At 58.5% G+C, this 19,180-nt stretch carries 20 protein-coding genes; 7 read left to right on the top strand and 13 right to left on the bottom strand.

Going from position 1 to position 19,180, the window contains the following annotated elements; genetic code table 11:
- Positions 1–18: 18 nt before the first annotated feature.
- From ACR0IP_RS00830 to ACR0IP_RS00820, 3 genes are all read left to right on the top strand, one after another.
- Entirely contained in the window at positions 19–567 is a 549-nt protein-coding gene (locus ACR0IP_RS00830) for a tetratricopeptide repeat protein (protein WP_170688876.1), read from the top strand.
- A 77-nt stretch (positions 568–644) separates the two neighbouring features.
- On the top strand, positions 645–1,730 hold the full coding sequence (locus ACR0IP_RS00825; protein ID WP_480523266.1) for a flagellar motor switch protein FliG: 1,086 nt from the start codon (positions 645–647) through the stop codon (positions 1,728–1,730).
- Positions 1,731–1,814: 84 nt separating this feature from the next.
- Positions 1,815–2,738 carry a lysophospholipid acyltransferase family protein gene (locus tag ACR0IP_RS00820; RefSeq protein WP_480523264.1) on the top strand — a complete coding sequence of 308 codons (924 nt, stop codon included), beginning with the start codon at positions 1,815–1,817 and terminating at the stop codon, positions 2,736–2,738.
- Here the strand turns inward: ACR0IP_RS00820 and ACR0IP_RS00815 are convergent, their stop codons facing one another.
- The gene (locus ACR0IP_RS00815; RefSeq protein WP_170766949.1) at positions 2,739–3,440 is read right to left on the bottom strand and encodes a DUF1223 domain-containing protein; all 702 of its coding nucleotides are present in this window, start codon (positions 3,438–3,440) and stop codon (positions 2,739–2,741) included.
- Positions 3,441–3,662: 222 nt separating this feature from the next.
- Here ACR0IP_RS00815 and acnA point away from each other — a divergent pair, with 222 nt between their 5' ends.
- Both acnA and ACR0IP_RS00805 read left to right on the top strand, forming a co-directional pair.
- Positions 3,663–6,353, top strand: coding sequence for an aconitate hydratase AcnA (gene acnA, locus ACR0IP_RS00810; protein ID WP_480523262.1), 2,691 nt, complete (start codon positions 3,663–3,665; stop codon positions 6,351–6,353).
- A 143-nt stretch (positions 6,354–6,496) separates the two neighbouring features.
- Positions 6,497–7,198: an SDR family oxidoreductase gene (locus ACR0IP_RS00805; protein ID WP_170374067.1), complete on the top strand. Its 702-nt coding sequence runs from the start codon at positions 6,497–6,499 to the stop codon at positions 7,196–7,198.
- On the opposite strand, the gene ACR0IP_RS00800 is transcribed toward ACR0IP_RS00805, so the two are convergent.
- From ACR0IP_RS00800 to yajC, 10 genes are all read right to left on the bottom strand, one after another.
- The gene (locus tag ACR0IP_RS00800) at positions 7,195–7,734 is read right to left on the bottom strand and encodes a DsbE family thiol:disulfide interchange protein (RefSeq protein ID WP_170374068.1); all 540 of its coding nucleotides are present in this window, start codon (positions 7,732–7,734) and stop codon (positions 7,195–7,197) included. The genes ACR0IP_RS00805 and ACR0IP_RS00800 overlap by 4 nt on opposite strands.
- Entirely contained in the window at positions 7,727–7,885 is a 159-nt protein-coding gene (ccmD, locus tag ACR0IP_RS00795) for a heme exporter protein CcmD (protein WP_170374069.1), read from the bottom strand. Before ccmD ends, ACR0IP_RS00800 begins: the two co-directional genes overlap by 8 nt.
- A complete protein-coding gene (locus ACR0IP_RS00790; protein ID WP_475215421.1) occupies positions 7,882–8,655 on the bottom strand; it encodes a heme ABC transporter permease in 774 nt (257 codons plus the stop codon). The genes ccmD and ACR0IP_RS00790 overlap by 4 nt, the downstream gene beginning before the upstream one ends.
- A gap of 61 nt (positions 8,656–8,716) precedes the next feature.
- Positions 8,717–9,373 carry a heme exporter protein CcmB gene (gene ccmB, locus ACR0IP_RS00785; RefSeq protein ID WP_170374071.1) on the bottom strand — a complete coding sequence of 219 codons (657 nt, stop codon included), beginning with the start codon at positions 9,371–9,373 and terminating at the stop codon, positions 8,717–8,719.
- Positions 9,370–9,984 carry a heme ABC exporter ATP-binding protein CcmA gene (gene ccmA, locus ACR0IP_RS00780; RefSeq protein ID WP_480523259.1) on the bottom strand — a complete coding sequence of 205 codons (615 nt, stop codon included), beginning with the start codon at positions 9,982–9,984 and terminating at the stop codon, positions 9,370–9,372. The genes ccmB and ccmA overlap by 4 nt, the downstream gene beginning before the upstream one ends.
- A gap of 145 nt (positions 9,985–10,129) precedes the next feature.
- Positions 10,130–10,483, bottom strand: coding sequence for an Mth938-like domain-containing protein (locus ACR0IP_RS00775; RefSeq protein WP_425083040.1), 354 nt, complete (start codon positions 10,481–10,483; stop codon positions 10,130–10,132).
- Between the two features lie 9 nt (positions 10,484–10,492).
- Entirely contained in the window at positions 10,493–11,239 is a 747-nt protein-coding gene (locus ACR0IP_RS00770) for a TSUP family transporter (RefSeq protein ID WP_170374074.1), read from the bottom strand.
- Entirely contained in the window at positions 11,232–12,200 is a 969-nt protein-coding gene (secF, locus tag ACR0IP_RS00765; RefSeq protein WP_170374075.1) for a protein translocase subunit SecF, read from the bottom strand. Before secF ends, ACR0IP_RS00770 begins: the two co-directional genes overlap by 8 nt.
- Before the next feature lie 2 nt (positions 12,201–12,202).
- Positions 12,203–13,864, bottom strand: coding sequence for a protein translocase subunit SecD (secD, locus tag ACR0IP_RS00760; RefSeq protein ID WP_480523256.1), 1,662 nt, complete (start codon positions 13,862–13,864; stop codon positions 12,203–12,205).
- Positions 13,865–13,897: 33 nt separating this feature from the next.
- Positions 13,898–14,185, bottom strand: a complete 288-nt coding sequence (yajC, locus tag ACR0IP_RS00755; protein ID WP_155151194.1) for a preprotein translocase subunit YajC — start codon at positions 14,183–14,185, stop codon at positions 13,898–13,900.
- Between the two features lie 345 nt (positions 14,186–14,530).
- Between yajC and ACR0IP_RS00750 the strand changes: the two genes are divergently transcribed.
- Both ACR0IP_RS00750 and serS read left to right on the top strand, forming a co-directional pair.
- Complete coding sequence (locus ACR0IP_RS00750; protein WP_480523253.1) at positions 14,531–16,045, top strand: mechanosensitive ion channel family protein; 1,515 nt, start codon at positions 14,531–14,533, stop codon at positions 16,043–16,045.
- A gap of 88 nt (positions 16,046–16,133) precedes the next feature.
- On the top strand, positions 16,134–17,426 hold the full coding sequence (gene serS / locus ACR0IP_RS00745; RefSeq protein ID WP_425083043.1) for a serine--tRNA ligase: 1,293 nt from the start codon (positions 16,134–16,136) through the stop codon (positions 17,424–17,426).
- 60 nt (positions 17,427–17,486) lie between these two features.
- On the opposite strand, the gene ACR0IP_RS00740 is transcribed toward serS, so the two are convergent.
- Together ACR0IP_RS00740 and ACR0IP_RS00735 are read right to left on the bottom strand one after the other, a co-directional pair.
- Positions 17,487–18,113 carry a helix-hairpin-helix domain-containing protein gene (locus tag ACR0IP_RS00740; protein ID WP_425083044.1) on the bottom strand — a complete coding sequence of 209 codons (627 nt, stop codon included), beginning with the start codon at positions 18,111–18,113 and terminating at the stop codon, positions 17,487–17,489.
- A gap of 72 nt (positions 18,114–18,185) precedes the next feature.
- On the bottom strand, positions 18,186–19,175 hold the full coding sequence (locus ACR0IP_RS00735; RefSeq protein WP_480523251.1) for a fatty acid desaturase: 990 nt from the start codon (positions 19,173–19,175) through the stop codon (positions 18,186–18,188).
- Positions 19,176–19,180: the final 5 nt, after the last annotated feature.

Raw genomic sequence — 19,180 nt, 5'->3', positions numbered from 1 at the left:
GACCACGGAGTTAAAACTATGCGCATTCTTCTTGCATCCGCGATTGCACTGACCTCTTTCGCCTTTTCCCCCATAGTAGCCCACGCGGCCGGTGGCGGCGGTGCCAATCCCCCCAAGCCCACCAACACGACCAAGAAATGCCTGTTCGGTCGGGTCTGGAGCGAAGACCGCGGGCGCTGCGTCAAACCAAGTGCTACGAATTTCACCGATGAGGACCTCTATGAGGCCGTTCGTGAGCTGGCCTATGATGGTCAGTTGGAAAACGCCCAGAACATCCTGCGCGTCATGAGCGATCAAAGCGATGACCGCGTTCTGACCTACTGGGGCTTCACGCACCGCAAGATGGGCAACATTGAGCTGGCGAATGCCTACTACGAGCAAGCCATCGCCACAAACCCCGATAACCTTCTGGCGCGCAGCTATATGGCTCAGGGCTTTGTGGCCGAAGGGAAAACCGATCTAGCCATTGCCCAATGGCGCGAAATCAAGGCCCGTGGCGGCGAAGGCACCTGGGCAGAGGCGTCTCTGCGCGAGGCCATCAAGACCGGGCTGACCTATAACTACTGAGGTTCAACCTTTCTTTACCTGATTCCCGCTAACCTGCCTGTGGAACGCAACTATGGCACCGCAGGCAGATGCAGGACATGAATACTTTGGTTCAGGTGGCACCGGGGGCTCAGCACTCGGGCGCAGGTCAGGCGGGCGAAGCGCCCCGCGTCGTCCCACGCACACTTAGCAATCGCCAAAAGGCCGCTATCGTGGTGCGTCTGTTGCTGAATGAAGGAGCGGACATTCCACTAGAGGAACTGCCCGACGAATTGCAGGAAACACTCACGCATCAACTGGGTCAGATGGGTCTTGTAGACCGTGTGACGCTGGATGCAGTGGCGCAGGAGTTTGGCGACGCGCTGGATAGCGTGGGCCTGTCCTTCCCCCATGGCCTCGCCGGTGCGCTGGATGCGGTAAACGGCAAGATTGCCCCCGCCACCGCAGCGAGATTGCGCAAGATCGCCGGCGTGCGTCAGATTGGTGATCCGTGGCAAAGACTGCGAGAAATTTCGGCCGAGGATCTGGCCCAGATGGCGCAGGCAGAAAGCACTGAGGTGGCCGCCGTGATGCTGTCCAAGCTCGACACGGCCAAAGCCGCGCAATTGCTGGGGCACCTGCCCGGCCCCATTGCGCGACGCATCACCTATGCTATCTCCAAAACGGCCAATGTGACCCCTGAAGCGGTGGAACGGATCGGCTGGTCGCTGGCTGCTCAACTGGATCAACGCCCGTCGCAGGCGTTTTCCGATGGCCCCGGTGCGCGCGTAGGGGCGATCCTGAACCAATCGGCGGCCTCGACCCGCAATGGGCTGCTGACGGCCCTGAACGAAGAAGATGCCGAATTCGCGGATATCGTGCGTCAATCCATCTTCACTTTCGCGCATATCCCGGCCCGTATCGCCGCGCGCGATGTGCCCGCCATTCTGCGCGGGGTCGAACAAGCCAGCCTTGTCACCGCGTTGGCGGGGGCCGCTGCCGATAAAGACAAGGCGTCAGTCGAGTTCATCCTGTCCAGCATCTCTTCCCGTATGGCCGACAATCTGCGCGACGAAATGGCTGAACGCGGGCGCGTCAAACAGTCCGAGGCCGAAGAGGCCATGACCGAGATCGTAGGCGCAATTCGCGCCTTGGTAGACGATGGCACGCTGACATTGGTCGAGCCGGAAGAAGACGAAGACTGACCTCAACCGGCAGAGTGCTTGAGCTTGCCGGGCCGGGCCTGTATGTCTGGCCCAGCAAAACGCAACACGCCGTGAGACACCTCCATGCCTGTCGAAAAGTCAGAGCTCAGCCGGTTTGAGCTTGGGAAATACTATGTCGCCAGTCTGTTCCTGAAAGGCGTAATCGGTGGGATGCGGTTGCTGCCCTATGGAACCCGCATCGCGGCAATGGGGACCTTGGTGCGCGGATTGGCCCCGCTGGTGGGGTTCCGAAAACGGGTCCGAGGCAACCTGAAACTCACCTGCCCTGAGCTTTCAGATCGTGACATTAACCGTATCTCGGCTGAGGTCTCGGACAATGCAGGCCGGGCCATGATGGAACACTTCTCGCCCGAAGGGTTCACGGCGCGCCAACGCAACGCCAAGACATCCGGCCCCGGTGTGGCTGCTTTTGATGCCGCTGCCGCCGAGGGGCGACCGGTCATGATCATCGCAGCGCATTTCGGGCACTACCTGGCAGCGCGAATCGCGCTTCAGGCCCGCAGCGGGCGCCAAATAGGCTGCCTATACCGTCGCATGGCCAACCCTTATTTCAACGAGGCCTATGTCAAAGCCTTCTACAAAACCGGCTCACCCATGTTCGAACAGGGCCGGCGTGGGATGGTTGAGATGGTGCGTTCCCTCAAAGGCGGCGAAATGATCGCCATCGTCTCGGACCTGCACGTTCATGGCGGGGAGGAGTTAATGTTCTTTGGTAAACCCGCCGTCACATCCCTGCTGAATGCCGAACTTGCGATGAAGTTCAATGCGGTCATGATCCCCTGCTACGCAGTTCGCCAACCCAATGGTCTGGATTTCGAGATCGTGTTACACGACCCGGTGCCACATTCCGACCCCAGAACCATGACGCAGCATATCAACGACGATCTGGAAGAAATGGTGCGCCAGCATATGGGCCAATGGTTCTGGATTCACCGCCGCTGGAAGGCCTGGAACGGACTTGGCGTTCAGCCCGAAGACATGCCCTGATCACTTCACATGCGCGGCCGCGATGATTGGCCCGTGACCTGCCCGTTGCACCAAAACAACCGCTGGCAAGTCCGAATCCAACTGTGCTGAAAACGCCTGCTCATTGACCCCATCCCAGCGCCCGGCCATCTGCCAGCTTTCCACCACATTGGCATAGTCGAGGTTATGGCCCGCAAGCTCTCCACGCCGTATCGAGGCATGACGCAGCGGCGTGTACTGGACGACCCGCACGTCGTAGTTATCCCCAGCAGGCAAGTCGATCGGGGTCACGCGTACCGTCACCTCTTGCCCCGAACGCTCGGCCCGCACTTCGGCTGTGGGCGCGGCGATCAGATGCGCCTTGATCAGCCGATCCAATTCCTGCGTCTTCGCGCCAACTACATCATGCTGTCCGTTGATCACCATCTGTGGCGTGTAGATCATCGACCGACCACCATTGCGGGCATAGGCCCGTTGCCGCGACGTATGATCAGGAATGGCGTATTCGTCCTTCCAGCCGATGTAATCCCAATAGTCCACATGCAGCGCCAGCCCGATCACGTCATCGCGCTTTATCAGCTCATGCAAAAGCCGATCCGCCGGAGGGCAGGACGAACATCCTTGCGAGGTGAACAGCTCGATCACAACCGGATCCTCTTGCGCCGATACTGAAAAGGCGGCACAGGCGGATAGAATGGCAGCTGCTAGGGCAGATTTGAACATGAGTCCCCTCGGCTTGAAAATCTTGCAAAACGGATAAACGTTTTACTCTTCAAGCTCCAATCAAGGTTTCTTGAGACGAGGCGACCTCCTGCACTTGAATTTGCATACCACAGTATACACTTTCATCTTGTCAGTAACTGACGCTTGAACCCCGGACAAACGTGATCAAGATAAACCGCAGCGAATCCCATTTTCCAAGTCATTTGAAAGGGAGGCCAAAGGATGCCTATCAAAACCGGACAGGATAACGCCAAGACACGCCGCAGCCTGAGCGTGAATGGCAAAACCATTTCCTATTACTCCATCCCCGCCGCCCAAGAGGCCGGTCTGGGAGATTTTTCCAAGTTGCCCGCCGCGCTGAAAGTGGTGCTGGAAAACATGCTACGGTTCGAGGATGACGGGTTCTCTGTCTCGGTCGACGACATCAAGGCCTTTGCGGAATGGGGTGAAAACGGAGGCAAGAATCCGCGCGAGATCGCCTATCGCCCTGCCAGGGTGCTTATGCAGGATTTCACCGGAGTGCCTGCCGTGGTTGATCTGGCCGCCATGCGCGACGGGATCAAAGCTCTGGGCGGTGATGCGCAAAAAATCAATCCGCTGAATCCGGTGGATCTGGTCATCGACCACTCGGTCATGATCGACGAGTTCGGCAACCCGCGTGCGTTCCAGATGAATGTGGACCGAGAATATGAGCGCAACATGGAGCGCTACCAGTTCCTGAAATGGGGTCAGAACGCGTTCAACAATTTCCGCGTCGTTCCGCCCGGCACCGGCATCTGCCATCAGGTGAACCTAGAATATTTGGCCCAAACCGTTTGGACGGATACTGATCAGAATGGCGAAGAGGTCGCCTATCCCGACACCCTCGTGGGCACCGACAGCCACACCACTATGGTCAACGGCATGGCCGTTCTGGGATGGGGCGTCGGCGGGATCGAGGCTGAGGCAGCGATGCTCGGCCAGCCGATCTCGATGTTGATCCCCGAGGTCGTGGGCTTTGAACTGACCGGCGCGATGGTCGAGGGCACTACCGGCACTGACCTTGTGCTGAAAGTAGTCGAGATGCTGCGTGAAAAGGGCGTGGTTGGAAAATTCGTCGAATTCTACGGCGATGGTCTGGATCGCCTTCCGCTGGCCGACCGTGCCACGATCGCCAACATGGCCCCCGAATATGGCGCAACCTGCGGCTTCTTCCCAATCGACGGCGAAACCCTGCGCTACATGCGCAATACCGGGCGCGACGAAGAGCGACTTGCGCTGGTCGAAGCCTATGCCAAGGAAAACGGGCTGTGGCGTGATGAGAACTACGCGCCGATCTATACCGACACCCTGTCACTAGATATGGGCACCATTGTGCCTGCGATCTCGGGGCCGAAACGTCCGCAGGACTATGTGGCGCTGACGGAAGCGAAGGCCGCGTTCCTGAACGAGATGGAGAAGACCTTCAAACGCCCGATGGGCAAGCAGGTCGAAGTCAAAGGCGAGAACTACGGTATGGAATCAGGCAAGGTCGTGATCGCCTCGATCACCTCCTGCACCAACACCTCGAACCCCTATGTGATGATCGGAGCGGGTCTTGTAGCCCGCAAGGCCGCCGCGCTGGGTCTGGACCGAAAGCCATGGGTGAAGACCTCGCTTGCGCCGGGATCGCAGGTGGTTTCCGCCTATCTTGAGGCGGCGGGTCTGCAAGACGATCTGGACAAGATCGGGTTCAACCTTGTGGGCTATGGCTGCACCACCTGTATCGGTAACTCGGGTCCGATCCAGCGAGAAATCAGCGAAGCTATTTCCGATGGCGATCTTGTCGCCACCTCGGTTCTCTCGGGCAACCGTAACTTCGAAGGGCGGATCTCGCCGGATGTGCGCGCCAACTATCTGGCCTCGCCGCCTCTGGTCGTTGTCTATGCGCTGGCAGGCACCATGGATATTGACCTGACCTCCGAACCCATCGGTCAGGATCGGGACGGCAATGACGTCTTTATGAAGGACATCTGGCCCAGCCAGAGCGAAATCGCGGAGTTGGTCGAAGCAACCGTCACCCGCGAGGCGTTCCAGTCGAAATATGCCGACGTTTTCAAAGGGGATGAGAAATGGCGTGAGGTCGAGGTTCCGCAGCAGGAAACCTATGACTGGCCGCCGACCTCGACCTATATCCAGAACCCGCCCTATTTTCAGGGCATGGGGGCTGAGCCGGGCACGATCTCGAACATCGAGGGGGCCAAGGTGCTGGCGATCCTCGGTGATATGGTCACGACCGACCATATCTCACCCGCTGGATCGTTTGCCACGACCTCGCCCGCCGGTCAGTACCTGATGGAACGTCAGGTGCAGCCGCGTGAGTTCAACTCCTACGGCTCGCGCCGGGGCAACCATGAGGTCATGATGCGCGGCACCTTCGCCAATATCCGCATCAAGAACGAGATGCTGGACGGGGTTGAAGGTGGTTACACCAAGGGGCCAGATGGCGCGCAGACCTCGATCTACGACGCGTCGATGGCGTATCAGGCGAATGGCACCCCTCTGGTCGTTTTCGGAGGTGAGCAATATGGCGCGGGCTCTTCCCGTGACTGGGCCGCGAAGGGGACCGCTCTGCTGGGTATCAAAGCCGTGATTGCCGAGAGTTTTGAGCGTATCCACCGTTCAAACCTGGTGGGCATGGGCGTGATTCCGTTTGAGTTCACCGGCGGAGACACGCGCAAAACGCTTGGTCTAAAAGGGGATGAAACGGTCTCGATCCACGGTCTGGACACGATTGAACCGCTGCAGGAGGTGCCCTGCACCATCACCTATGGCGACGGGACCGAGAAGACCATCACCCTGAAATGCCGCATAGATACAGCCCCTGAGATCGAATACATCGAGAACGGTGGTGTTCTGCACTATGTGTTGCGCAACCTCGCGAAGGCGGGTTGACGCGGTGTTGATCCACAGACTGAGGAGGACGCCGACCGGCGTCCTTTTTTTTGCGAGACTCTGCCTCGCGCTCCAAGGTATTTGTGAACAGAAGAAGTTGATTGTGTCCTAAGTGGACTATCAACCTTATGCGGGAGGTTGGTATGGACAAAGTGGCTTTGGTAACCGGCGGCGCGCGGGGGATCGGGCGCGCCATCGTGGAAGACTTACGGCGCGATCATCGAGTTGCTTTCACATGGTTTTCAACCGAACCCGATCGGGTGTTGGAAGGGGAAGGTTTGCAACCGATACGGTCTGATCTGACGCAGGACGGACAGCCTGAAGCGGCTATACGCGACGTTGTGGAACGTTTCGGGCGGCTGGACGTGATCGTGAACAATGCGGGTTTGGTCCGGTCCACACCGAAAGAGGATTTTGACTGGGAAGATCATCGCTCCATTTTGGATTTAAATCTGCTGGTCCCCGCTGCTTTGTTGGCGGCTGCTCTACCTCATTTGAAACCGGACTCGGCGATTGTCAGCATTTCCTCGATGAACGCCGTTTTGCCACCGAAAGACGCGGTGATTTATGGGGCAAGCAAGGCGGCCCTCAACCTGTGGACACGCGGGATGGCAAAGGAACTTGGGCCTCAGGGTATCCGGGTTAATGCTGTGGCACCGGGGGCGATTAACATCCCCGAAGACCCACGCACCGAAGACTTGACCGCTTTGTTCGTCGAGAACACGGCCATAGGGCGGATCGGGAGGCCCGAGGATATCGCGAAGGCCGTAAGGTTCTTGGCGTCAGACGACGCCGCGTTCATCACGGGTGAGACCTTGGCTGTGACCGGTGGCTACAGGCTCTAACCGCCAGCCGCTTTTTCAAGCGCCGGGCGGATCGTGCTTTCGATCACACGTTGGGTGATCGGACCGGCGAAACGCAGGACCACGGTGCCTTCCCCGTCGATCACATAGGTTTCGGGAACGCCGTAAAGCCCCCAATCCAAAGCCATGCGGCCCTGCTCGTCGCGACCGATGCCGGTATAGGGATCGCCCAATTCAGTCAGAAAGCTTTGCGCATTGTCCAACTTGTCTTTGTAGTTGACGCCGTAGACCGGGATGCCTTCGTTCGACAGCGCCTCAAGGTTTGGATGCTCTGCGCGACAGGGGGCACACCAGCTGGCCCAGTAGTTGACCAGCTTGACCTGCCCGTCCCGCAGGGTCGCGTCGTCGAAAGGCGTTTTGCCCGGAAACTCGGTCAGGACGACCGGAGGGGCGGGTTGCCCTTCGCGGGCAGATGGAAGAGCGTTGGGGTCGTCTCGGAACATACCGATCCCGGCCAGAACGGCAAAAGCACCAAAAATCAAAGGCGGGGCGACCATCAAAGGCGAAATCTTAGCCATTGCGCGACATCCTTTGTTCGATTTTCTCCATCTCGGCCCGCACTTTGCGTCCCCGGATCACGCTAAAGACGACCAGCGCCACGAGCAGCAGGATCGAAGCAGCGTAGGACGACAAGACAGCGTCCGCGTATTTTCCAAGATCAGGCATCATGCGCCCACCCTTTCACGTGCCAGCAGCGCTTTGACCCGACGCGCGCGGATTTCTGTGCCGGTGCGATACAGAACCAATGCGATGAACAGCAGAACGAAGCCAATGATGCAGGTCAGCAATGGATAGAAGAAAACGTTGCTAACTTTCTCTTCGGTGTCCGTTCCCGTGACCGCTCCGGCTCGCATGACCGAGGCACCCTGGTGCAGCCCCTGATTCCAGAAGTTCACCGCATAGCGGCTGAGGATTGCGAAGACTGATCCCACAAGACACAGGACCGAGGTCAGGTCGGCGGCGGTGTCTGGATCCTCGATCGCCTCCCACAAGGCGACGTAGCCGAGATAGAACAGAAACAAGATCAGGAACGAAGTCAGGCGCGGATCCCAGGCCCACCATGTACCCCACATCGGCTGGCCCCAAATCGCTCCGGTCGCCAATGCGATCAGGGTCATCACGATGCCCACGGGTGCGGCGGCTCGCGCGGCCAGAGCGCTGACGTGATGGCGCCGCACCAGCCAGATCAACGACGTTACCAGCATCATCAGCCAGCAATTGATCGCCATCAGGGCCGATGGGACGTGCAAGTAGATGATCTTGACTGTCGAGCCCTGCCGGAAGTCGTCCGGCGTGAAGAAGAAGCCCCAGATCAACCCCACCACGATGCAAACCGCGGAGGTGATCCAGAAAAAGGGCAAGACACGCTCGCTGGTGGCAAGAAACTTGCGCGGGTTGGCATATTCCCAGAGGGCGTTGGCTTTGGCTGCGATAGACATGGCCGTTATTTAGTCTGACTCGGGTTCATTCTCAATTGACCTTGCTCAAAGTTGTGGCGCTTCACCGCAGATTGATGCGCAGGACCGCTGCGCTGGCAAATGGAAGCAGAGCGATCGTGGCCATCGTGATCCCCGCCAGCATCAGAAGTGGGGTTTGGGTCTCCATCCCGGCGGCACCCCGGCGGGCGACTTCTGCGCCGAAGATCAGGGTTGGGACGTATAGCGGTAGAACCAGCAGTGACAACAGCAGGCCACCGCGTTTCAGGCCGACGGTCAGGGCTGCGCCGAATGTGCCGATGACGCTCATGGCGGGCGTGCCGAGCAGGAGCGAGATCACCAGCCAGAAGAACCCCGGCGTGGGAAGGTTCAGCAAGACGCCCAAAAACGGTGCCGCAAGAACCAGAGGTAAACCGGTCGTGATCCAATGCGCCAGCGCTTTGATCGAGACGACGGCCTCTAGCGGCAGAGGAGCGGTGGCCAAAAGGTCCAGCGAGCCATCCTCCCAATCCAAGGCCAGAAGGCGGTCGAGGGACAACAGGCAGGCCAGCAAAGCACCCAGCCATAGAATTCCCGGCGCGATGGTCGAGAGTAGGGACGATTGTGGACCGACAGCAAAAGGCACCAGAACCGTTACGATCAGGAAGAAGGCCAGGCCGAGACCAAAGCCTCCGCCTGCGCGGAAGGCCAGCTTCAGGTCGCGCAGCAACAGGGCGATCACAGGAAGCCTCCGTCGAAGTCATCGATAGGTTGCGGCTTGGCCTTGTAGGGACCGACGTCCAGAATCTCTCCGTCGAGGCCGAGGTCGATATGGGTTGCGATCAGGGCCGAGCCGCCCTGCCCCAAATGCCCACGCACGGCGCTGGCGAACATCTGAACGGCGTTTTTGTCGAGCGAGACGGTTGGTTCGTCCAGCATCCAGATCGGCCGCCCCGTGACCAGCATCCGTGCAAGGCCCAGCCGGCGCTTTTGCCCTGCCGACAGGTTGCCCGCATGGCGATCGGACAGTTCATTCAGCGCAAAGGCGTCTAGTGCTGGCTGGATGTCATAGGTACCAAAGACCGACGCCCAGAAGGCGAGGTTTTCGACCACTGTCAGGGTTGGCTTCAAACCATCGGAATGCGAGGCGTAAGCTATTTGGTCCTCTGCCCCTTCGATCTGTCCCGCCAAAGCAGGCTGTAACCCCGCTAAAGAGCGGAGGAGTGTTGTTTTGCCGATTCCGTTTGGCCCACGCAAAATCAGCGCCCGACCGGGGGTGAGTTTGAAGCTCACCCTCTCGAGCACGGGCACGCCACCACGGGTGATGGTCAGATCGGAAACGGATAGTGTCATGAGACTCGCTTATCCGATTGGGGACGCAGGCAAAAGGTTGGATTTGACGCAGGTGACGAAGGTGGCGCGTCTGGGGTGCTAGAATGCGAGGGGCGCTGCCCCTCGCGCTCCCCGAGATATTTTGGGCCAGATGAAGAGGATCCCGTCAGACGGGGATCAGAGCGAGCGCGATGCGGCGACCTTCGGATAGAAGGACGTTGTAGGTGCGGCAGGCGGCGGGTGAGTTCATGATCTCGACGCCGATCCCGGCGGACTCGAGAGTTTGGCGCAGCTCGGGCGGGATATGGACCAGCTCTTCTCCGGTTCCTATGAACAGGACGTCAACGAGCTCGGACAGTTCGCTCAGTGGCTCGTCGTCTGAGTATCCGCCCCACACCTGCGTTCCCGTCGGGCCAGTCAGCACTGCGCCTTGATGAACGCGCCCTCCGATCCGGAAAAAGCCGGGGCCGTATCCGTCCACGGGTTCGGCGTTGGTATAGTTGATCTCATTCAGTCGCATGCGCAGTATTTACCCCCAAAGCGGCAGGCCGGACAAGGCAGCCAGCGCAATCGCCAGATAGGCGGCCGCGCGGTAGAGGCGCTCTCGGTCTGGTCGAAAAAGCCACCCGCCCAGCCAATTGCCCAGCAGGTTGGGTAGCGCCAGAAGAAGCCCCAGCCCAGCAGCGGCGAGGGTGACCTGCGCCATGCCGGTAAGATAGCCGAGTAGCAGGAAGTCGAACCCGAACAGAAACAACAGGATTGTCGCGCGAATGACATCCACCGGCAGTGGGCGCGACATGTAGAACAGGATGACGGCCGGACCAGGGAGCCCTGCGACACCGCCAAGAAACCCGGCGGCTCCGCCGATACCCGTGACCATCACGCGGCCGACATGACCGTGATATCGCAGGCCTAGGATCAGAATGGCCAGCATTGCAAGGGCCAGACCGCTGACCGCATAGCGGAAAACCTCGGGCGCGACCTGCGTCAGCACCCAAAGCCCCAGCGGAAGGACAAGAGCGCAGCCGAGCAGAAGGCGTGTCAGATCGCCCTTGTTCACAGCGCTCCAAGCCCGGCGCAGATTCGGCAAGGGGCCAAAGATATCCATGATCGTCAGGCCGATCAGCGCTCCGAACGGGCCGAGATATGGGGTGGCGATAGGCAGGAAAACCAAAGCGGTGCCAAACCCCGAGAAACCGCGAACGACGCCCCCAAGAAAGGCTGCGAATAAGACAACGGCCAGACCCTGTGGGGACTGGCCGAAGAACTCAGGCATCTACGTTGGCAAACTGGTTGCCTGCGTTGTTCGACGGCTTGGACCAGTCGCGCTTGACGCCCAGCCACAGCAGGATGGTCGAGGCCACGAAGACCGACGAATAGGTCCCCACGATCACACCCCAGATCATCGCGAAGACAAAGCCGCGGATCACGTCACCGCCCAGCACGTAGAGCGAGATCAGCGCCAGCAGGGTCGTGACCGAGGTCATCACCGTCCGGCTGAGGGTTTCGTTGATCGAGATGTTAAGAACCTCTTTGAGGTCTTTCTTCTTATACTTCCGCAGGTTTTCACGCACCCGGTCAAACACGACTACGGTGTCATTAAGTGAGTAACCCACGATGGTCAGAAGCGCCGCGATGATGGCCAGATCGAAGCGGATTTGAAGCTCGGAGAAGATGCCGATGGTCAGGATCACGTCATGCACAAGTGCCGCGACCGCGCCAAGAGCGAACTGCCATTCGAACCGCAGCCAGATATAGACGAGCACCGCTCCGATGGCCAAAACGATGGCGATCACGGCTGTCTGGATCAACTCGCCCGAGACTTTGGGGCCAACCGACTCCACCGATACGAATTGGATATCGGGGATCACGGCCTGCAACGCGCCCTCAACAGCTGTGATGGTCGAGGCTTCGACAGCTTCTGCATCTGCCTGTGCCTGAATGCGGATCATTGCAACGTTGTCTTCCGGTCCGAAGGTCGGGTCAAAAATCTCAGTGATTGAGACGTCGCCCAGTTCGAGAGGTGCAATTGCGTCGCGATAGACACCCACGTCAATCGGCTGGGTGCTTTCGGTACGGATCGTTGTGCCGCCCCGGAAGTCGATGCCGAAATTCAAACCCTGCAACATGAATGAGGCAAAGGCCACAACCATCATCAGGGCCGAAATGCCCAGCCAGAGCTTCCAGCGGCTGAAGAAATCGAACGAGGTGCTTTGGGGTACGAGTTTCAGTCTCATCATCAAACCTCGATCGTTTTCGGACGGCGGCGTTCGAACCACATGACGACCATCAGGCGCGTCACGAAGATCGCGGTGAAGACCGAGGTCAGGATACCCAGGCCCAGAGTGATGGCGAATCCGCGCACGGGGCCGCTGCCCATGGCAAACAGGATCACCGCCGTGATGAAGGTGGTCACGTTGGCATCCGCGATGGCCGACAGGGCCTTTTCATAGCCCAGCTCAATCGCACGCGCGGGACCTTTGGCAGATTTCAGTTCCTCTCGGATACGTTCGAAAATCAGCACGTTGGCGTCCACGGCCATACCGACCGTCAGAACAATACCCGCAATGCCCGGCAGGGTCAGCGTGGCGCCGATCAGCGACAGCAGTCCGAACAAAAGGCCCACGTTGATGATCAAGGCAATGTTGGCGAAAAGGCCAAACAAACCGTAGCTGAGCGCCATGAACACCAGCACCGCGGCAAAGGCTACCATAGTGGCGACTTTACCGGCGTCTATGCTGTCCTGACCCAATTCGGGGCCGATGGTGCGTTCTTCGAGGAACTCCAGCTCGGCAGGCAAGGCCCCTGCCCGCAGCAGGATGGCGAGATTGGTGCTTTCCTCGACCGTGAAGTTGCCGGTGATGATGCCTGAGCCGCCGGGAATGTGGCTTTGGATCACAGGGGCCGAGATCACCTCATCATCCAACACAATCGCGAAAGGTGCGCCGATATTTTCCAGCGTGTAGTCGCCGAATTTGCGCGCGCCCGATGTGTTGAACCGGAAACTGACGGCGGGACGTCCGTTCTGATCAAACGAGGGCTGCGCATCAACCAGTTCCTCCCCAGTCACGACAGGAGAGGATTCAAGCGTGTAGTACACACCGCTTTCGTCAATCGACGGCACCACTTCTTCACCGATGCCTGCAACGGCATCCGGGTCCGTGCCACGACCGACAACCGGGTTGAAAGTCAGCTGCGCCGTCGTGCCGATGATCTCTTTCAGCTCGCCTGCACTTCCGATCCCGGGAACCTGAATCAGGATACGGTCTGCACCTTGGCGCTGAATGGTGGGTTCACGCGTACCAACCTCGTCAATCCGGCGGCGCACGATCTCAAGCGATTGACGCACGGTGCGATCGTCCGAGGCCAGCTTCTCCGCCTCGGAGAGCTGCACAACGATTGTGTCGCCATTGGCAAAAGCTTCGATATCGGTCGCACCGACACCTGTCAGCGTCTGAACCTGACGGGCCAGACCACGAACGGTTTCGAGCGCACGAGACATCCCCTCGGGCTGGCTGATGCGGACGCGAATCTGATCGGGGTCCGAGTCCTGACGACGGATCGTACCAACGGTGGAACGCTCATCCCGCAGGGCGTCGCGGATTTCGGGCCACATCGCCTCCATGCGGGATTCGTAGACATCCTCGACCTTGACCTCGGCCAGCAGATGCGCACCGCCCCGCAGATCGAGGCCCAGATTGACCAGGGAGGACGGCAGCCAGTTCGGCCACTGCGCCGCCTCGGCCTGATTTTCGGGCGTATCCGCGCCAAGCTCAATCGCGGCTTTGGCGTCGTTGGATTGTTCGACCCGCGTGTAGAACGCATTCGGCAGAGCCAAGAGCAGGCCGGTCACACAGACCAGCCAGATCAGAACCCGCTTCCAGGTATCAATTTGCAGCATAACCCTGCCTTTTCAAGGAATTGTAAGGCGAAGTTACTTCGCAGGTTCGGTCTTGTTCAGAACCTGAGCGATGGTTGACTTGACCACACGAACCTTAACGCCCTCGGCGATCTCGACCTCGATCTCGTTGTCGCCTTCCTTGACCTTCGACACCTTGCCGATCAGACCACCCTGTGTGACGACCTGATCGCCACGGCGCACGGCTTCGACCATGGCCTGGTGCTCTTTCATCTTCTTTTGCTGCGGACGGATCAGCAGGAAATACATGATCGCGAAGATCAGGATCAGCGGGAGAAACTGGGCGATTGCGCCACCTTCCATGGGATATTCCTTTTTCTTTGACCTGCGGCACCGTTCCGCAAATTTGGCGGGAACCTATGCGCTGATATGCGTGTTTGCAAGCAATGGCGGCAGCGTGACCCACCTGAACGCACACCTGCCGCCACAAGAACCGTCAAAACGTTGCAGATATGTCCTAGGAACACTGTTTAAACCGGGTATAGTTCCAAACAAGGGGGACACATGGCACGGCAATTCAAACCCTTCCATTTGCTACGTTATTTTCTCACTGCAATGGCGGCAGCCCTTTGGCTAAGCCAACCTGTCCGGGCACAAGAGTCACCGACCGATGCGCCTGCGCCAGAAGCTGCTGAATCGGAAACTTTTATGGCCCCAGTTATAATAGACGGGGACGTTCTGTTTCAGGTTCGAGGCTCAAGCGCACTACCCGCCCCCGAGCGTGCCGAAGAAGTTCAAGACAAGATCATAGAAATCGCCGAAGCGTCGGACGCGTCCGAGGTGACTATCAGCTTTGAGGAAACCGAGTTCGGCACCTGGCTTCTGGTTGATGGTGAACGGGTTTCGATCGTCACCGAAGCCGATGCAGAATTGGACCAGATGGAACTCAGCGTTGTCAGCGTTCTGCACGGCAATGCAATCAAACAGGCTATTGAGGCCTACCGTTTGAACCGAACTGAACAGGCGCGGGTTTCAGGCGCTATCGAAGCCGCAGCTTGGACCTTGGGCTTTGTTGTCTTTGTGGTTGTGATCTTTTGGCTGCACCGCAGAATCCGGCGGCGGACACTGAGATTCGTGAAGCGCTACCTTAAGGACGTGGAAACCGCCACGGCCAAGAGCGTTCAAGCCGAGGCCATTGCAGCCTTGGTGCGCTACGGGCTTAATTTCGTCCTTTTGGTGATTTTCTTCCTGGGTTTCTACTACTACCTGTCTTTTGTCCTACTGGCCTTTGCCGAAACCCGGTATTTCGCGCAATTGCTGCTGACCTATCTAACCGAGCCGGTCCTTCTGATCTTCCAAGGCATCCTCAGCTATATCCCGAACATGATCATGCTTGGCCTGATCGCATGGGTAACTATGTATATTATCAAGGGCATGCGGGTCTTCTTCGACGCAGTCGAAGCCGGATCGTTCGATATGGGGGATTTTGAGAAGCATTGGGTTAACCCCACCTTCAACATCGCCCGAGTTGTCGTGATCCTGATCGCACTGGTCTTTGCCGTGCCCTACATTCCAGGCTCGGATTCGGCGGCGTTTCAAGGCCTGACCATTCTGGTCGGTGCGATGCTGTCATTGGGCGCGAACTCGGTCGTGTCGAACATGCTGGCCGGGCTATTCGTGATCTATCGCCGCTCAACCTCGATCGGGGACCGTATTCAGATCGGGGATCACATCGGCGACGTGGTGCAGATCAAGCTGATGGAAACACATCTGAAATCCATCAAGAACGAGTTGATCTCGATCCCCAACGCGCAGCTGATGAATTCAGACGTGGTGAATTTTTCGAAGAAAACAGATGGCAGCGGGCTGTTGCTGCACACAACCGTTGGCATCGGCTATGAAGAGCCACCCGAAAAGATCGAGGCAATGCTGATCGAGGCCGCCAATCGCACCAAGGGGATCAAGTCCAAACCCGAACCCTTTGTCCTGTGGACCGCGCTGGCCGACTACGCGATCAACTATCAGATCAACGGATACACTACGCGGGGCAGTATCATTCCCAAGATCCGCTCGGACCTGCATCGCAACATTGTGGCCGTATTCAACGAGAATAACGTGCAGATCATGACTCCCTCGTACATCGCGGATCCGCCCGAACCTAAGATCCCGCCCGGGGAATGGGACGGACATCTGGCTCATCACGATGAGGAGCCGGACAGTTAGGCGCAGTTTGGTTAACCAGCGCTACACCCTCCAAGATATATGGTGCATAAGCAGTCGCAGTGATTCACTGCATTCAAGGATCTGAACTATGCACGACATCCGCGCCATTCGCGAAAACCCAGCTGCTTTCGACGCCGCACTCGCGCGCCGTGGGGACGCGCCGGTGTCGTCAGACCTGCTGCGGCTGGACGAAAGCCGCCGCGCCAAGATTTTGGCTGCTGAAACGGCGCAGGCCGAACAGAACAAGGCCAGCAAAGAGGTCGGCGCAGCCAAAGCCCGCGGTGATGAGGCCGAATTTGAACGCCTGCGCGCGCTAGTAGCTGAAAAGAAGGCCGAAATCGCCCGGATGCAGACCGAGGCCAAGGATCTGGACGCTCTGCTGACAGACCAACTGATCCGTATTGCCAACCTACCCGCCGACGATGTGCCAGAGGGCGCCGACGAGAACGACAATGTCGAGGTGAGCCGTTGGGGTACCCCGCGCGAAATGGACTTTGCCCCAAAAGAGCATTTTGAGATTGAGGCCGTTCAAAACGGTATGGATTTCGAAACCGCCGCGAAACTCTCTGGCTCGCGCTTTGTGCTGCTGTCCGGCGGCGTTGCGCGTATCCACCGTGCACTGGCCCAGTTCATGCTGGACACGCATATCAACGAAAACGGTCTGACCGAGGTCAACGGCCCGGTTCTGGTTCTGTCCGAAATGATGCAGGGCACCGGCCAGCTGCCGAAATTCGGCGAGGACAGCTATCAGACCCGCGAAGGTTGGTGGTTGATCCCGACCTCCGAGGTTTCGCTGACCAACATCGTCAACGATACGATGATAGAAGAAAGCTACCTGCCCCGCCGATATACCGCGCATTCGCTCTGCTTCCGGTCCGAGGCCGGTTCGGCGGGCAAAGACACCCGCGGAATGCTGCGTCAGCACCAGTTCGAAAAGGTCGAGATGGTCTCGATCACCCATCCCGAGACCTCGGATGACGAACAAAAACGCATGGTTCGCTGCGCCGAGGGCATTCTGGAAAAGCTGGGCGTGCCGTATCGCACCGTTATTCTGTGTACCGGCGACATGGGCTTTGGCGCCCGCCGTACCTTTGACATCGAGGCATGGCTTCCCGGTCAGGACACCTATCGCGAGATCAGCTCGGTCTCAACCTGTGGTGATTTTCAGGCCCGCCGCATGAATGCGCGTTTCCGGCCCGAAGGCGGTGGCAAACCAGAATATGTCCACACGCTGAACGGCTCTGGCCTTGCGGTGGGTCGCTGCCTAATCGCCGTGCTGGAAAACGGTCAGAACGCAGACGGCACGGTCAGCCTGCCCGATGTCCTTGCCCCCTATCTGGGTGGCAAGCTGACGCTACAGCTGGACGGTACATTGGCATAAGAAAACCGGCATCCGCGTTGCACGGTGCCGGTTCGAAACACATGAAAGGGCGAGGAAGAGTTACTTCTTCGCCTTTTTCTTATCCTTCTTCTTGTCAGATTTTTTGTCCGACTTCTTGGCGTCCTTTTTGCCTGTATCTTTCTTCTTGTCGGCCTTCTTGGACTTGTCGTCCTTCTTGGATTTCTTCCCCTTCTTGGACTTGGCTTTAACCTTATCCTTGGCCTTTGAGAACGCGGCCTCCATCTCGGCCCGCTTTTTCGCAGCTTTCTCAGCCTTGGCTTTTGCCTTGGCTTTCTTCTTGGCCTTCGCCTCTGCGGCTTCTGCAGCGGCTTTTTCCTCGGCGGCTTTGCGTGCAGCTTCGGCGGCGCGCTTCTCGGCAGCGGCGGCGACAACTGTCTTGCGCGCAGCGGGACGTCGAGCCGCCGGTTTACGCGTAGCGGGCTTGCGGGCAGCAGGTTTCCGGGCGGCTGCGCGACGAGGGGCTGGTTTGGCAGCCGCCGGTTTCGCAGCAGTCGCCTCTTTTGCAGCGGCAATCAGGACCGCTGCGCGCGCCACACCAACGCGGGGGACCTTGACCAGATCGTCCGGTTTCGCTTTCGCAACGGCTTCGGCGGTCTTGAAACCGTTATCGGCCAAACCTTTGGCGAGCGTATCGCCAACGCCTTTTATCTCGGTCAATGCGGTCATTCTGGGTCCTTTCTCTGTCTCCCTGGTCACCTGTATATACACAGGATATACGCTCTTCAAGCAGAGCTGCGCCTATGACGATCCATGGGCCAAGTCAGCAGTCTGCCCTTTTTTCGGAAATGGCACCAGCCGTTTGGCGTCTTCGTCCCATAGTTTCAGGTTCAACGCTGCCACGGCTTCGGGGAACTTGATCCGACGCGGCGTGTATTCGGGCGGCAGGTTATAGTGGCATTCACGCAACCGGTAGGACGGGATACGGGCGTTGAAATGGTGAATATCGTGCAAGGTGATACAGGCCACCGCGTTGTCGAACCACCAACCGAAATCCAGCGCTGACGAGCCCTGAAGAGCCGCGATTTGCGGATCCAGATCCGGTCGACGATCCCAATATGTGTCCTCGAAATTGTGCTGTAGATAGACGAGGAATACGCCCAGCATCCCACCCAGCAAGGAAAACACAAGCCAGACAAAAATACCGGTCGTCCCGGCGATCAGGTAAAGCAGCCCGAGAAAAACGACGATCGAGAGGTTGTGCAGAACAACGCCCTTTACACCAAACCGCACCGTGTTTTTGGGCCACCGGTAGCGAATGAAATAAGTGAACAAAGCACCGACCGGCACCAGAATGAACGGGTTGCGGTACAGGCGATAGACAAGACGTTTGAGCCAGTCCGCCTCGTTCCATTCCCGCAGGGTCATGGTGTGGATTTCACCAGTCTCCCGATGCTCAAGGTTGCCGATCCCTGCGTGATGCAGATTGTGGTTCTGCTTCATCACCTCAAAAGGAGCAAAGGTGACAGGCGACAGGCCGTGCCCCGCCCATTCATTCTGCTGCCGGGTTTCGAACAGGGAATGATGCCCACAGTCATGTTGCAGCACGTAAAGTCGCACAGCGGAAAAGGCGAAGATGATCCCGGCTGGGACCATGACATACCAATGGTCCACGTTCACAATCGCCAAGGCCAGCGAGGCAAAATAGACGGCGAAGGTTCCGAAATAGCTCAGGGCTGCAAGCCTGTTGTCCTGAACCGCGTATTGCCGCGTATAGTCTCTGAGATTCATCAAGC

The organism is Ruegeria sp. AL11 (assembly GCF_056540865.1).
Note: the sequence above shows the minus strand (reverse complement) of the source record. Positions and strands in the feature narration are given on the sequence as shown.

Excerpts from the sequence above, each read along its gene's own strand:
- ACR0IP_RS00830 (WP_170688876.1), top strand. The coding sequence starts at position 19 with ATGCGCATTCTTCTTGCATCCGCGATTGCACTGACCTCTTTCGCCTTT.
- ACR0IP_RS00825 (WP_480523266.1), top strand. The coding sequence starts at position 645 with ATGAATACTTTGGTTCAGGTGGCACCGGGGGCTCAGCACTCGGGCGCA.
- ACR0IP_RS00820 (WP_480523264.1), top strand. The coding sequence starts at position 1,815 with ATGCCTGTCGAAAAGTCAGAGCTCAGCCGGTTTGAGCTTGGGAAATAC.
- ACR0IP_RS00815 (WP_170766949.1), bottom strand. The coding sequence starts at position 3,440 with ATGTTCAAATCTGCCCTAGCAGCTGCCATTCTATCCGCCTGTGCCGCC.
- acnA (WP_480523262.1), top strand. The coding sequence starts at position 3,663 with ATGCCTATCAAAACCGGACAGGATAACGCCAAGACACGCCGCAGCCTG.
- ACR0IP_RS00805 (WP_170374067.1), top strand. The coding sequence starts at position 6,497 with ATGGACAAAGTGGCTTTGGTAACCGGCGGCGCGCGGGGGATCGGGCGC.
- ACR0IP_RS00800 (WP_170374068.1), bottom strand. The coding sequence starts at position 7,734 with ATGGCTAAGATTTCGCCTTTGATGGTCGCCCCGCCTTTGATTTTTGGT.
- ccmD (WP_170374069.1), bottom strand. The coding sequence starts at position 7,885 with ATGATGCCTGATCTTGGAAAATACGCGGACGCTGTCTTGTCGTCCTAC.
- ACR0IP_RS00790 (WP_475215421.1), bottom strand. The coding sequence starts at position 8,655 with ATGTCTATCGCAGCCAAAGCCAACGCCCTCTGGGAATATGCCAACCCG.
- ccmA (WP_480523259.1), bottom strand. The coding sequence starts at position 9,984 with ATGACACTATCCGTTTCCGATCTGACCATCACCCGTGGTGGCGTGCCC.
- ACR0IP_RS00775 (WP_425083040.1), bottom strand. The coding sequence starts at position 10,483 with ATGCGACTGAATGAGATCAACTATACCAACGCCGAACCCGTGGACGGA.
- ACR0IP_RS00770 (WP_170374074.1), bottom strand. The coding sequence starts at position 11,239 with ATGCCTGAGTTCTTCGGCCAGTCCCCACAGGGTCTGGCCGTTGTCTTA.
- secF (WP_170374075.1), bottom strand. The coding sequence starts at position 12,200 with ATGAGACTGAAACTCGTACCCCAAAGCACCTCGTTCGATTTCTTCAGC.
- secD (WP_480523256.1), bottom strand. The coding sequence starts at position 13,864 with ATGCTGCAAATTGATACCTGGAAGCGGGTTCTGATCTGGCTGGTCTGT.
- yajC (WP_155151194.1), bottom strand. The coding sequence starts at position 14,185 with ATGGAAGGTGGCGCAATCGCCCAGTTTCTCCCGCTGATCCTGATCTTC.
- ACR0IP_RS00750 (WP_480523253.1), top strand. The coding sequence starts at position 14,531 with ATGGCCCCAGTTATAATAGACGGGGACGTTCTGTTTCAGGTTCGAGGC.
- serS (WP_425083043.1), top strand. The coding sequence starts at position 16,134 with ATGCACGACATCCGCGCCATTCGCGAAAACCCAGCTGCTTTCGACGCC.
- ACR0IP_RS00740 (WP_425083044.1), bottom strand. The coding sequence starts at position 18,113 with ATGACCGCATTGACCGAGATAAAAGGCGTTGGCGATACGCTCGCCAAA.
- ACR0IP_RS00735 (WP_480523251.1), bottom strand. The coding sequence starts at position 19,175 with ATGAATCTCAGAGACTATACGCGGCAATACGCGGTTCAGGACAACAGG.